The sequence below is a fragment of the Streptomyces sp. NEAU-174 genome (genome assembly GCF_052665095.1).
The window spans coordinates 888626-902678 of record NZ_JBQTCE010000002.1; the positions used below are offsets into that span (position 1 = coordinate 888626).

Sequence of the window (14053 nt, forward strand, 5' to 3'; positions counted from 1 at the left end):
GGCCCCGGCGTCAGGACCCTTACCCGATGCGAACGAGGAGACCGGCGAACCCCAGGTCAGGCACCCGGTCTGGACGCGAACGTCGAGTCCCGCACCACCAGCTCCGGCTGGAGCACGATCCGCCGGTGCTGGTGGGTGGCGGCCTCGTCGCCGGTCTCCTCGATCAGCAGCTCGGCCGCCGTACGCCCCATCCGGAACGCCGGCTGGCGCACCGAGGTCAGCGGGACGGCGGCCGCCGCCGCGAACTCGATGTCGTCGTACCCCACCAGCGCCACCTCCCCTGGCACCGACACCCCGGCCGCGAAGAGGGCCTGGAGCACCCCGAGCGCCAGCAGGTCATTGGCGCAGAACACGGCCGTCGGCCGGGGGGAGATCCCCAGCAGCCGGGCGCCCGCGTCGCGGCCCGAGGCCACATCCAGCCGCTCGGCCTCGATGTGCACCATCGCCTCCTCCGACAGCCCCTCCTCGGCGAACGCGCTGAGCAGCCCGGTGCGCCGGTCCTGGCACTGCGGGAGCAGCATCGGGCCGCTGACGTAGACCGCGGAGCGGTGGCCCTGGGCGATGAGATGGCGCCCGGCGAGCGCGCCGCCCTCGATGTCGTCGACCGACACCGAGCAGCCGTCGGAGCTGGGCACCTCGCGGTCCACGAAGACGAACGGGATGTCGTGGCGCCGGAAGCCCTCCAAGTTGGCGCCGGTGACATCGGCCGGGGTGACCAACACCCCGCGCACCCGGTGCTCGGCGAACAGGCTGAGGTAGTCGGCCTCCTCCTCGGGGCTCTGCGCGCTGTTGCACACCATCACCCCGAGACCCGCCTCCCGCGCCGCACGCTCCGCGCCGCTCGCCACGTCCACGAAGAACGGGTTCGCCATGTCCAGCACCAGCAGCGAGATGATGCGGCTGCGCCCGGCGCGCAGCTGGCGCGCGGACTCCTGGCGTACGTAGCCCAGGCGCTCGATGACGGCCTGCACCCGGTCGCGCGTGGCCTCGGCGACCATCTCGGGCCGGTTGATCACGTTCGAGACGGTGCCGACCGACACTCCCGCCTGCCGCGCGACGTCCTTGATCCCCACCATGCGTCCCACGACCCGGACCTCCGCCTTCCCGCGACCCACCGCGGTCGCGGGAACATGGTAGTGCGCTGTTCGACCGGTCGGGCGGGACCGGGCCGCCGCGGGCCCCGGCACCGGCCCCGGCTCAGCCCCGGCCCCAGGCTCAGCCTCGGGCCCGCGGCTCAGCCTCGGGAGCGCACCAGGCTCGATCCGCGCACGACGAGCTCGGGCTGGAGGACGATCCGCTGGTGGCTGTGGTCCGCCGCCCGCTCCCCGGTCTCCTCGATCAGCAGCTCGGCCGCCGTACGCCCCATCCGGAACGCCGGCTGGCGCACCGAGGTCAGCGGCACCGCAGCCGCCGCCGCGAACTCGATGTCGTCGTACCCCACCAGCGCCACCTCCCCCGGCACCGACACCCCGGCCCCGTACAGCGACTGGAGCACGCCCAGCGCCAGCAGGTCATTGGCGCAGAACACCGCCGTCGGGCGCGGGGACATGCCCAGCAGCCGGGCCCCCGCGTCCCGGCCGCAGGTCACATCCAGCCGGTCCACCTCGACATGGCGCAGCGCGGACTCGCCGAGCCCCCGCTCGCGCAGGGCGCGCAGCGCGCCCTCGCGGCGGTCGCGGCACTGGGCCAGCCGCATCGGCCCGCTCACATAGGCGAGGGTGCGGTGGCCGAGGCCCAGGAGGTGGCGGGCGGCGAGCTCGCCGCCGGTGACGTCGTCGACCGACACCGAACACCCCTCGGCGCTGGGCAGCACCCGGTCCACGAGGACGAAGGGGATGGGCTGCCGCCGGAAGGAGGCGAGGTTGCGCCCGGTCATATCGGCCGGGGTCATCAGCACCCCGCGCACCCGCTGCTCGGCGAAGAGCCCGAGGTAGTCGGCCTCCTCTTCCGGGCTCTGCGCGCTGTTGCACACCATCACCCCAAGACCCGCCTCCCGCGCCGCACGCTCCGCGCCCCGCGCGACGTCCACGAAGAACGGGTTCGCCATGTCCAGCACCAGCAGCGCGATGATGCGGCTGTGCCCGGCCCGCAGCTGACGCGCGGACTCCTGGCGTACATAGCCCAGGCGCTCGATGGTGGACAGCACCCGGGCCCGGGTCTCCTCGGACACCGAGTCCGGGCGGTTGATGACGTTGGAGACCGTGCCGACCGAGACCCCGGCCTCGCGCGCCACCTCCTTGATGCCCACGCCTGGCGCCATCGTCAGGAGGGGAGGGTGAAGTCGATGACGCGGAGGGCGGAGGGTGTGGTGCCGCTGGACTTCCGCTGGTACAGATACGACAGGACGCCGTCCTGGGCCAGCCGGGTGTCGTCCACGACGACCTCGCCGAAGGCGTTGAGCCCGCCGCCGTCGTAGACGGTCTTCCAGTCCGTCCAGCCCGAGGACTTGGAGGCGGCCACGATCCGGCCGTACGGCATCACGGCGTAGGCGTTGTCGTAAGCGTCGAAGACCAGGTGGCTGCGCTGGGTGGAGCCGGGGGCCACCGGGATCTCGGTCTTCTTCCAGGCGCCTGCCGAGTCCTTGAAGACGTGGAAGGTACGGCCGTTTTTCGTCCGGTCGGCCACATAGTCGGTGGTGCACTGCCCGAAGCGGCCGGGGACGTAGCTGATCAGGGCGTGGGGCGCGCCGGTGGAGTCGGTGGCCTGGCTCTCCTGGTTCATCAGCGAGTGGTCGGGGTTGAGGGGGTCGACGACCGTTCCGGCGTCGCCGACCGCCACCGTGTCGGAGCCACCGGTGGTGCCGACGACGGCGCCCGCCGCGGTGCGCCAGGTGCGGCCACGGTCGGAGCTGTAGACATAGCCGGTGTCGTGGTTGGTGAGCCCGCCGCTCGCGCACATCACCGCGTTGTTCTGCTCGCGCCAGGTGTAGAAGGCGTGCAGCCGGCCGTCTGGCCCGTAGTCGATGCCGTGCAGATACATGTTGCGGGCGGTGCTGGAGCCGTGCTCGCTGCTGTAGGTGCCGGTGGCGGAGGACCACTCGCCGAGCGCCCGCCACGTGGTGCCGTCGTACTCGGCGAGCGCGTTGCGGCCGTTGCCGGAGACGCCGACGCGGTAGCTGAGCTGGAGCCTGCCCTCGGGAGTGGCGATGAACTGGGGGTAGGTGAACTGGGAGGTGAGCGCGAGGCCGTCGAGGGTGGTCTGGACGGCGCCGAACTGTCCGGTGGTCCAGGGGTGTCCGGCGGGGTCGTCCACCAGCCCGGCCACCGACTTCACATAGAAGAAGCCGCTGCTGTGGGAGTCCATGTTCAGGTGCAATCGGCCGTCGGTCCGCGAGATCCCCATGGAGATGACGTTGTGGGAGTCGTCGGCGGTGAGCCGGTGCGGCAGAGTGACGGTCTGCCAGCTCTGCTGGGTGAGGGGGCGGCGACCGATGACCGCGCTGCGGTCGGCGGTGTACCAGGCGGCGTACTGATAGCCCTTGTAGGTGAGCAGGCCGTTCTTCTGGAAGGCGTTGTTGTTGACCAGGCCGTCGTAGGAGACGAAGTAGACGGCTTTGGGGTCGAGTTGGGTGTCGGCGAGCTTGCTGACGGCCGGGCCGGGGGCGGCGACGGAACGCGGGGTCGCGTTCGCGCCCGGGGGTGCGGCGGCTAGCAGGGCGGTGGCCAGGATGGCGATGGGCAGTGGTCTCATGTCCGTTCCTTTCCTGGTGCGCTTGTGGGGGCGGAGCCAGGTTTCTGTCCCCGCCCCGCCCCTTCCCGAACCAAGGGCTCCGCCCCTGGACCCCGTGAATCCGGGGGCATCCCCGGTCCCCGGGCCGGGACGAGACCGGAAGCCCGCTAAGCGCGGCGCCGTCGTGGCTGGTCGCGCCCACGCGGCGGAGCCGCACATCGACACAGCCCCGCGCCCCTTCGGGCGCTGCCCGAACCGCAGCGGACTTCCTGCCGCGTCCTGCGGCTACGCGAGGTGGAAGACCTCCGTCAGCGGCCTCATCGCCTCGTCCGGATTCGCACCGTCGAGCGCCTCGAAGAACGGCGCCATCTCGGCCTGCCAGCGGGCGTTGACCTCAGTGGCGGCCATCGCCGCCTGGGCCGCCTCGAAGTCCTCGGTCTCCAGATAGCCGACGAGCAGCCCGTCCTCGCGCAGGAAGAGCGAGTAGTTGTGCCAGCCGCTCTCCGCGAGCGCCGTCCGCATCTCGGGCCAGACGGCCGCGTGCCGCTCGCGGTACTCCTCGATCCGGTCCTGGCGGACCTTCAGCAGAAAGCACACCCGCCGCATCGTCGACCGCCCGCCTCAGAAGTGGTACTTGTCGATGTTGGACTTCTCGAAGACGGTGGGCGGGCCGAGGATGACCTCGCCGTTCTTGCCGACCGTGTACTCGCCCAGCTTCCCGGCCTTGAACTTCTCGCCCTCGGCCCCGGTGATCTGCCCGGAGGCGAGCGCGGCCGCGGCGTACGAACCGAGGTAGCCGAGCTTCTTGGGGTCCCAGAGCGCGAACTGCTCGACGGTGCCGTCCTTGACGTACTTGCGCATCTGGTTGGGCGTGCCGAGCCCGTTCAGCACCACCTTGCCCTCGTACGAGGAGCCGCTGATGTAGCGGGCGGCCGCGGCGATGCCGACCGTGGTGGGCGCGATGATGCCCTTGAGCTTGGGGTACGCCTTGAGCAGGCCCTGGGTCTCCTGGAAGGACTTCTGGTCGTCGTCGTCCCCGTACACCGTCTTGACCAGCTTCATGTTCTTGTAGGCGGGCTTGCTCAGCTCGTCCTTCATGAAGCGGATCCAGGTGTTCTGGTTGGTGGCGTTCTGGGTGGCGGAGAGGATCGCGATCTGGCCCTTGTAGTCGAGCTGCTTGGCGAGGTGCTGGACCTGGCTGCGGCCGATCTCCTCGGAGCTCGCCTGGTTGATGAAGAGCTGGCGGCAGGCCGGGGCGGTGTCGGAGTCGTACGCCACCACCTTGATGTCCCTCTTCATGGCCTGCTTGAGCGGGCCGCACACCGCGTTGGGGTCGTTGGCCGCGATCAGGATGGCGTCCTGGCGCTGCTGGACGAGGGTGTTGATGTACGACACCTGGGAGGAGGCGCTGGCGTCGGACGGGCCGACCTCCTTGCCCTTGCCGCCGAACTCCCCGGCGGCCGTGATCCCCGCCTCGTCGATGATCTTCTCGTAGGGGTTGTTGATCTGCTTGGGCAGGAAGGCCAGCTTGAGGCCCTTCTTCAGGGGGGCGCCGGGGTCGGCCTTGGCGTCGGTCTTGGCAGGGCCGCCGTTGTCGTTGTCCTTCTTGGTCGTGCCGCCGCAGCCGGCCAGGGCCACGGCCAGGGCACAGACCGCGGCGGCGGTGGCGGCGCGACGGCGCCCGGAAGAGGACTGGATCATGAGAAGACCTTTCGCGGTGCGTGGGTGGATCAGCTGGTCGAGGCGGCGGCGCGCCGGTGACGCCAGGCGGTCACGGTGGTGATCAGACGGGGGGTGAGGACGGAGGCCACCAGCAGCAGCCCGGTGACGATCACCTGGACCTCGTTGGCCACGTCGTTGAGGGTCAGCAGGTTCTTCAGGACGCCGATGAGCAGCACCCCGGCGACGGCGCCGAACAGCGTGCCCTTGCCACCGTCGAAGTCGACGCCACCCAGCAGGACGGAGGCGATGACGAGCATTTCGAAGCCCTGGCCGTTGTCGGCCCGCGCGCTGCCGTACCGCAGGGTGAACACGACCCCCGCGAAGGCCGAGATCAGCCCGCTGACCACGAACAGCAGCAGCTTGAGGCGCTTGACGCGGATGCCCGCGAAGTACGCGGCGTCCTCCTGGGCGCCGATGGCGAACAGCGACCGGCCCACGCCCGTGGCGTGCAGCACCACCGCGGCGATGGCGGCCAGCACGATGAACAGCGTGACCGGATAGGTGAGGAAGGTGCCGGGCACGGTCGTGGTGTCCACGGCCCACTTGGCGTACGTCTCGGGGAAGTCGGTGATCGCGTTGGAGCCCAGCACCACCGAGGCCAGCCCCCGGTAGAGCGCGAGCGTCCCGATGGTGACGGCGAGCGAGGGCAGCCCGACCCGGGTGACCAGCCAGCCGTTGAGCAGTCCGCCGGCCACCCCGACCAGCAGCACGATCGGCACGATGGTCTCGAACGCCCAGCCCGCGTCCCACAGTTGGCCGGTGAGCGCGCTGGACAGGCCGAGCATGGAGGCCACCGACAGATCCACCTGCCCGGCCACCACCAGCAGTGTCATCGGCAGCGCCATCAGCGCCACCTCGGCGATGTCGTTGAAGGCGAAGGCGAGGTTGTCGCGGCTCGCGAAGCCGTCCGTGGTGCCGAGTCCGGTGAGGAAGACGGCCACCAGCAGCACCCCGACGGCGGTGTCCCACCTGAGCTTCATCGTGCACTCCTCTTCCTCAGCGCGCGGGTCATGCGCACCCGTACGATCCGGTCCACGCTGATGGCCGCCAGCAGCAGCGCACCGGCGATGGCGTCCTGCCAGAAGGAGTCCACCTTCAGCACGGCCAGGGCGCTGCCGATGGTGGTGAGCAGCAGCGCGCCCAGCGCCGCGCCCCACACCGTGCCGGTGCCGCCGACGATGGCGACGCCACCGACCACCACCGCGCTGACCACGGTGAGTTCCCAGCCGTGGGCGTTGTCGGCGACGACGGTGCCGAAGCGGGCCAGCCACAGCGCGCCCGCGAAGCCCGAGACGGCGCCGGAGAACACGTATGCGGCCAGCACCCGCCGCCGGATCGGCACCCCGGCCAGCCGGGCGGCCTCCGGGCTGGACCCGATGGCGTACAGCTCACGTCCGCCGCGGTAGGTGCGCAGGACGTACGCGGTCCCGGCGAGCACCACGAAGGCGATCAGCGGGAGGTAGGGGATGCCCAGCACGCTGCCGCTGCCGAGGTCCAGTACGGACTGCGGCACATCGGCGGCGTTGATCTGCTCGCCTTGCGCCCACCAGTAGTCGACGCCCTGGATGATGTAGAGCATCCCGAGGGTCACCACCAGCGCGGGCACCCGTCCGAAGCTCACCAGCGCACCGCTGACGATGCCGCAGCCCGCGCCGACGAGGAGGCCGAGAGCCAGGACCGTCAGCGCCCCGTGGTCGGTGCCGGAGACGAACTTCCCGCAGGCGAAGGCGGACAGGCCCACCACGGAGCCGACCGACAGATCGATGTTGCGGGTGATGACGACGACCGACTGCCCGACCGCGAGCAGCACCAGGATGGCGGCGTTGAGCAGCAGGTCCTTGATGCCCTGGTCGTCGAGGAAGCGCGGTTCGGCGACCCAGGTGAAGAGCACCAGCAGTACGAGGGCCCCGGCGATGCTGATCTCCCGCGCGCGGAAGACGGCGTCGACGAGCGAGCGCGCCGAGCGGGCCGTCTCCGGCGCGGCGGCGGGCTGGTCGGGTTTCTCGATGGTCACGCTCACCTGCGGGTCCCTTCTGCGGTGGCGCCGTCGGCGCCGGTGCGCCCGGTGGCGTGGGGGTGCCCGCTCGCGCCCGTGTCACCGGTAGCGTCGGTGCGCCCGCTCGCGCCGTCGGCGCCGGTGCGCCCGGTCGCCGCGGCCTCACCGGCGACACCGGCGCCTTCGGCGCCACCCGTGAGCCCGGTCGCGGCGGCCATCACCGACTCCTCGGTGGCCTCGGCGCGCGGGATCTCGGCCACCAGCCGGCCCTCGTGCATCACCAGGACCCGGTCGGCCATGCCCAGCACCTCGGGCAGATCGGACGAGATCATCAGCACCGCGAGCCCGTCGGCGGCCAGCGACGACAGCAGCCGGTGCACCTCGGCCTTGGTGCCGACGTCGATCCCGCGCGTGGGCTCGTCCACGATGAGCACCGTGGGCTCGGTCGCCAGCCACTTGGCGAGCACGACCTTCTGCTGATTGCCGCCGGAGAGCACCCCGACGTGGTCGGCGAGGCTGCCGTACTTCAGCTGGAGCCGGACCGCCCAGTCGGCCGCGCGGCCGCGCTCCAGCGCCCGTTTCACCAGCCCCGCGCGGCCCAGCCGGTCCAGGCCGGTCAGCCCGATGTTCCGCTCGATGGACATCTCCATCACCAGCCCCCGCTGGCGCCGGTCCTCGGGGACGAGCGCGAGCCCGGCGTCCATGGCGGCGGTCGGCGAACCGGGCCGCAGCACCTCCCCGCCGACCCGCACCTCGCCCGCGTCCGCCCGGTCCACGCCGAAGACGGCCTGGGCGACCTCGGTGCGCCCGGCGCCGACCAGTCCGGCGAGCGCGACGATCTCACCGCGCCGCACCTCGAAGGAGACGTCCCGGAAGACGCCCTCACGGGTCAGCCGGCGCACCGCGAGCGCGGTCTCGCCGACCCGGCTGTCCTGCTTGGGGTAGAGCTCGGCCAGGTCCCGGCCGACCATGCGGCGGACCAGGGTGTCCTGGGTGAGCCCGGCCAGCGGCTCGGAGGCCACCAGCCGGCCGTCCCGCAGGGTGGTGACCCGCTGGCAGAGCTCGAAGATCTCCTCCAGGCGGTGGGAGATGAACAGCACGGCGGCGCCCTCGGCGCGCAGCGTCTCGACGACCGAGAAGAGCCGGGCGGTCTCGCTCCCGGTGAGCGCGGCTGTCGGCTCGTCCATGATCAGCACTCGGGCGTCGAAGGAGAGCGCCTTGGCGATCTCGACGATCTGCTGGTCGGCGATGGACAGGCCCCTGGCGGGCCGGTCCGGGTCGAGTTCGACGCCGAGCCGTGCCATCAGGGCGGCGGTGGAGGTCCGTACGGCCTTGTGGTCGATCCGGCCGAGGGCCCGGCGGGGCTGACGGCCCATGAAGATGTTCTCGGCGATGGACAGATCGGGGAAGAGCGTCGGCTCCTGGTAGATGACGGCGGTGCCGACGTCACGGGCGCCGGCCGGGCCGTGGAAGACCACCGGTTCGCCGTCCAGCAGCACCCGGCCGGAGTCGGGCCGGTGCACCCCGGCGAGGATCTTGATGAGCGTCGACTTGCCCGCCCCGTTCTCACCGGCCAGGGCATGGGCCTCACCGGCGAAGAGCTCGATCGAGACGTCCTGGAGGGCCCGTACGGCGCCGAAGGATTTGTTCACCCCCTCGAGGGCGAGGACCGGCACACCGGTCGAAGCAGGCTGGCTCACGGAGTCTCCTGACGCGTACGCAGGGGCAACAAATGAAATGTTTCAATGCCGGATTCCGGGAAGCTAGCCGCGCCCTATGCGGCCGTCAAGGGGGTGTGCACGGGATATGCCCACATCTCTCCAGCCCCCTTGACGCGCGCCGAGCCCCGGCCCTACGGTCCAGGCGCCTTGGGTTGAATCGTTTTCATCGATCGTTCCCATCCAGTCGTCCCTGGAGGAAGCCCATGATCAGCAGACGCCACCTGCTCGCCACCACCGCCGCCACCGGTACGGCCCTCACGGGTCTGCCCGCCCTCACCCCGTCCGCCACCGCCGCCGCCGAGGAACGCCCCGGCGCGGGGCTGCGGGTCCGGAGCACCACGGTGGAGTACGCGCCCCACCCGCTCGGCCTCGACACCGCCCGCCCCCGGCTGAGCTGGATCCTCGAATCGGACGCCCGCGACCAGCTCCAGAGCGCGTACCACATCCGGGTCGCCACCTCCCCCGACCGGCTCGGCGAGCCGGACGTCTGGGACAGCGGCAGGACGACATCGCGCCAGTCGGTCCTGGTCCCCTACGACGGCCCGGCCCTGCGCCCGCGCACCCGCTACCACTGGTCGGTGCGGGTCTGGGACGGCCACGGCCGCCCCTCCCCGTGGTCCGCCCCCGCCTGGTGGGAGACCGGGCTGCTGAACTCCGGGCAGTGGCAGGCCCGTTGGGTCGCCGCGCCCGCCGCGCTGACCGCGCCGCCGTCCCTGGAGGGTGCCTCCTGGATCTGGTTCCCCGAGGGGGATCCGGCCACCGAGGCCCCGGCGGCCACCCGGTGGTTCCGTACCACCCTCCACGCCCCGGGCACCGTCCGCCGCGCCCGGCTGGTGGTGGCGGCCGACGACGGCTTCACCGCCCGGGTGAACGGCACCGAGGTCGCCGCCCGTGAGGCGGTGGGCGTCCTCAAGGCATGGAGCCATCCGGTCACCGTCGACGTCACCGAATTCCTCGACCGGGGCGCCGCCACCCTCGCCGTCGCGGCCACCAACGCCGAGAAGGGCCCGGCGGGGCTGCTGGCCACCCTGGAGCTCACCACCGAGGACGGCACCACCCATCACCACACGGACGCCACCTGGCGCACGACCGCCGCCGAACCCCCCGCCGCCTGGGCTGACCCGGACTACGACGACAGCGGCTGGGCCTCCGCCAAGAAGCTGGCGGCCTGGGGCGGCGGGCCCTGGGGCAAGGTGCTCCCGCTCCAGTCCCCCGCCCAGCTGCGCCGCACCTTCCGGCTCACCAAGCCCGTGGCGCGCGCCCGGCTCTACTCCACGGCCCTGGGCCTCTACGAAGCCCACCTCAACGGCGTCCGCGTGGGCCGCGACCAACTCGCCCCCGGCTGGACCGACTACCGCAAACGCGTGGCATACCAGACCTACGACGTCACCGACGCCCTCCGCCGCGGGGCCAACGCCCTCGGGGTGACCCTCGCCCCCGGCTGGTACGCCGGGAACATCGCCTGGTTCGGCCAGACCCAGTACGGCGACCACCCCGCCCTGCTCGCCCAGCTGGAGGTCACGTACACCGACGGCAGCACCGAGCGCATCACCACCGACCAGCAGTGGCGCGCGGCCACCGGCCCGCTGCTCACCGCCGACCTGCTGATGGGCGAGGAGTACGACGCCCGTAAGGAGACCCCGGGCTGGACCTCACCGGGCTTCGACGACACCGGCTGGCAGCCCGCCGTCACGGCCACCGACATCACCGCCGAGGTGGTGGCCCAGACCGACGCCCCGACCCGGGTGGAACGCGAGATCAAGCCGGTCAAGGTCACCGAACCCGCGCCCGGTGTCCACCTCTTCGACCTGGGCCAGAACATGGTCGGCAGCGTCCGCCTCACGGTCTCCGGCCCGGCCGGCCACAAGGTCCGGATCCGCCACGCCGAAGTACTCAACCCGGACGGGACCGCCTACACGGCCAATCTGCGCACCGCCCGCCCCGTCGACACCTACACCCTCAAGGGCGGCGGCCGGGAGACCTACGAGCCGCGCTTCACCTTCCACGGCTTCCGCTACGTCGAGGTCACGGGCTACCCCGGAACGCCCTCCCTCGACGCGATCACCGGCCGGGTGATGCACACCGCCGCCCCGTTCACCCTGTCGTTCCACACCGACTCGGCGATGCTCAACCAGCTGCACTCCAATATCACCTGGGGGCTGCGCGGCAACTTCCTGTCCATCCCCACCGACACCCCGGCACGGGACGAACGGCTCGGCTGGACCGGCGACATCAACGTGTTCTCCAGCACCGCCGCGTACACCATGGAGTCCGCCCGCTTCCTCACCAAGTGGCTCCAGGACCTGCGCGACGGCCAGACCGACGAGGGCTCCTACCCCGATGTGGCGCCGCACCTCGGCGACGTCGGCAACGGCGTGGCGGGCTGGGGCGACGCGGGGGTGACCGTGCCCTGGAACCTCTACCAGGCGTACGGCGACACCGAGGTGCTGCGCGAGAACTGGCCGGCCATGCGGCGCTGGATCAGCTACCTGGAGCGGCACAGCACCGATCTGCTGCGGCCCGCCGAGGGCTACGGCGACTGGCTCAGCGTCGAGGCGGACACCCCCAAGGACGTCATCGCCACCGCCTACTTCGCCCACGCCACCGACCTCGTCGCCCGCACCGCACACGTCCTGGGCGAGGACCCGGCCCCGTACGAAGACCTCCTGACCCGTATCAAGGCGGCCTTCAACCGCGCGTACGTCTCCGCCGACGGCAGGATCAAGGGCGACACCCAGACCGCGTACGTACTGGCGCTCTCCATGGACCTGCTCCCGGCGAACCTCCGCACACCCGCGGCCGATCGCCTCGTCGCGCTCATCAAGGACCGCGACTGGCATCTGTCCACCGGTTTCCTCGGCACCCCGCGGCTGCTTCCGACCCTCACCGAGACCGGTCACACCGACGTCGCGTACCGCCTGCTCCACCAGCGCACGTTCCCCTCCTGGGGCTACCAGATCGACCGGGGCGCGACCACGATGTGGGAGCGCTGGGACTCGATCAAGCCGGACGGGAGCTTCCAGGACGTCGGAATGAACTCGTTCAACCACTACGCCTACGGCTCGGTCGGCGAGTGGATGTACCAGAACATCACCGGGATCGCCCCGGCCGCCCCCGGCTTCCGCGAGATCGTCATCCGGCCCCGGCCCGGTGGCGAGGTGCGCTCCGCCGAGGGCCGCTACGACTCCCTCTACGGCCCGGTCACCACCCGCTGGTCGCAGGGGACGCAGGGCGGGGGCAACGGCGGGGGCGGGGACGACGGCGGGGACTTCACCCTCACGGTGTCCATCCCCGTCAACACCACGGCCCAGATCTGGGTTCCGGCGCGCCGCGCGGCGGACGTGACCGCTTCCGGCGCCCGTCTGCTGCGCATGGCGGACGGCTGCGCGGTGTTCGCCGTGGGGTCGGGGACCCACCGCTTCTTGACGCGTGGCCGACCGCGCGGCTAGGTTTCTTGAATCGTTTCATGAAGGAGATTCATGTCTGACGTTCCAGCCGTGAAGGCGGCCCTCAAGAGCCAGGCGGTCGAGACGCCGTCATGGGCGTACGGCAACTCCGGAACCCGTTTCAAGGTCTTCGCCCAGCCCGGCGTCCCGCGCACCCCCCAGGAGAAGCTGGACGACGCCGCCCAGGTGCACGCCTTCACCGGGGTCGCCCCCACGGTCGCCCTGCACATCCCCTGGGACACGGTCGAGGACTACGGGGCGCTCGCCAAGTACGCGGAGGAACGCGGCCTGAAGCTGGGCGCCATCAACTCCAACGTCTTCCAGGACGACGACTACAAGCTGGGCTCGGTCACCCACCCCGACCCGGCGGTCCGCCGCAAGGCGCTGGGCCACCTCCTGGAGTGCGTCGACATCATGGACGCCACGGGCTCCCGCGACCTCAAGCTGTGGTTCTCCGACGGCACCAACTACCCCGGCCAGGACGACATCGCGGCCCGCCAGGACCGCCTCGCCGAGGCGCTGGGCGCGGTCTACGAGCGTCTCGGCGAGGAGCAGCGGATGCTGCTGGAGTACAAGTTCTTCGAGCCCGCCTTCTACACCACGGACGTGCCGGACTGGGGCACCGCCTACGCCCACTGCCTCAAGCTGGGCCCCAAGGCCCAGGTCTGCGTGGACACCGGCCACCACGCGCCCGGCACCAACATCGAGTTCATCGTCGCGCTGCTTTTGCGCGAGGGGAAGCTCGGCGCCTTCGACTTCAACTCCCGCTTCTACGCGGACGACGACCTGATGGTGGGCGCCGCCGATCCCTTCCAGCTCTTCCGGATCATGTACGAGGTGGTCCGGGGCGGCGGGCTGACCTCGGGCGTGGCCTTCATGCTCGACCAGTGCCACAACATCGAGCCCAAGATCCCGGCGATCATCCGCTCCGTGATGAACGTCCAGGAGGCCACGGCCAAGGCCCTCCTGGTCGACCGCGACGCCCTTGCCGTGGCCCAGCGCGAGGGCGATGTGCTCGGCGCGAACGCGGTGTTGATGGACGCGTACAACACGGACGTACGGCCGCTGCTGGCCGAGGTCCGGGAGGAGTTGGGCATCGCCCCGGACCCGATGGCGGCGTATCGGGCCTCGGGGTGGGCGGAGCGGATCGTGGCGGAGCGGGTGGGTGGGCAGCAGGCGGGGTGGGGGGCGTAGCGCCTGCGGCGGGGCTGCCCCCACCCCGCCCCTTCCCGAATCCGAGGGCAAGCCCCCGGACCCCCTCCGCACGGCCCGGGCCCCACGGGGCTCCGCCCCGGACTCCTCGGGGCCTGCGCCCTGGCCCCGCTGGGGCTCCGCCCATCGAACCCCGGGATTCCACCCCGGATCCCGGGGTCCTGCGCCGGACCTCCGGAGCCCCGCCCCGGACCTACTGGGGCTTCGCCCCTCCGACCCTGCTCCGGCCACCCCGGAGAGCCACCCCCAACCCACTCGGGCTACACCCACCGACCCGCCGAGGCCCT

The 14053-nt window shown here is 71.6% G+C and carries 10 protein-coding genes; 2 read left to right on the top strand and 8 right to left on the bottom strand.

Annotated features, from left to right (window positions below):
- Nucleotides 1–56: 56 nt before the first annotated feature.
- From ACT2CW_RS08515 to ACT2CW_RS08550, 8 genes are all read right to left on the bottom strand, one after another.
- Complete coding sequence (locus ACT2CW_RS08515) at nt 57–1076, bottom strand: LacI family DNA-binding transcriptional regulator (RefSeq protein WP_138917467.1); 1020 nt, start codon at nt 1074–1076, stop codon at nt 57–59.
- Nucleotides 1077–1234: 158 nt separating this feature from the next.
- Nucleotides 1235–2260, bottom strand: coding sequence for a LacI family DNA-binding transcriptional regulator (locus ACT2CW_RS08520; RefSeq protein ID WP_445516120.1), 1026 nt, complete (start codon nt 2258–2260; stop codon nt 1235–1237).
- Nucleotides 2261–2262: 2 nt separating this feature from the next.
- Nucleotides 2263–3690 (bottom strand): BNR repeat-containing protein, encoded by a 1428-nt coding sequence (locus ACT2CW_RS08525; RefSeq protein WP_445516121.1) that lies wholly within the window; start codon nt 3688–3690, stop codon nt 2263–2265.
- 264 nt (nt 3691–3954) lie between these two features.
- On the bottom strand, nt 3955–4275 hold the full coding sequence (locus ACT2CW_RS08530; protein WP_182469579.1) for an L-rhamnose mutarotase: 321 nt from the start codon (nt 4273–4275) through the stop codon (nt 3955–3957).
- Between the two features lie 15 nt (nt 4276–4290).
- Entirely contained in the window at nt 4291–5370 is a 1080-nt protein-coding gene (gene rhaS / locus ACT2CW_RS08535; protein WP_445516122.1) for a rhamnose ABC transporter substrate-binding protein, read from the bottom strand.
- Between the two features lie 29 nt (nt 5371–5399).
- Nucleotides 5400–6371, bottom strand: coding sequence for an ABC transporter permease (locus tag ACT2CW_RS08540; RefSeq protein ID WP_414083327.1), 972 nt, complete (start codon nt 6369–6371; stop codon nt 5400–5402).
- Nucleotides 6368–7411 carry an ABC transporter permease gene (locus tag ACT2CW_RS08545; RefSeq protein ID WP_445516123.1) on the bottom strand — a complete coding sequence of 348 codons (1044 nt, stop codon included), beginning with the start codon at nt 7409–7411 and terminating at the stop codon, nt 6368–6370. Before ACT2CW_RS08545 ends, ACT2CW_RS08540 begins: the two co-directional genes overlap by 4 nt.
- Entirely contained in the window at nt 7408–9087 is a 1680-nt protein-coding gene (locus ACT2CW_RS08550) for a sugar ABC transporter ATP-binding protein (RefSeq protein WP_445516124.1), read from the bottom strand. The genes ACT2CW_RS08545 and ACT2CW_RS08550 overlap by 4 nt, the downstream gene beginning before the upstream one ends.
- Nucleotides 9088–9311: 224 nt before the next feature.
- On the opposite strand from ACT2CW_RS08550, the gene ACT2CW_RS08555 reads away from it, so the two are divergent.
- Nucleotides 9312–12557 (top strand): alpha-L-rhamnosidase, encoded by a 3246-nt coding sequence (locus tag ACT2CW_RS08555; protein WP_445516125.1) that lies wholly within the window; start codon nt 9312–9314, stop codon nt 12555–12557.
- A gap of 30 nt (nt 12558–12587) precedes the next feature.
- The gene (gene rhaI / locus ACT2CW_RS08560) at nt 12588–13748 is read left to right on the top strand and encodes an L-rhamnose isomerase (protein WP_414083323.1); all 1161 of its coding nucleotides are present in this window, start codon (nt 12588–12590) and stop codon (nt 13746–13748) included.
- Nucleotides 13749–14053 lie beyond the last annotated feature (305 nt).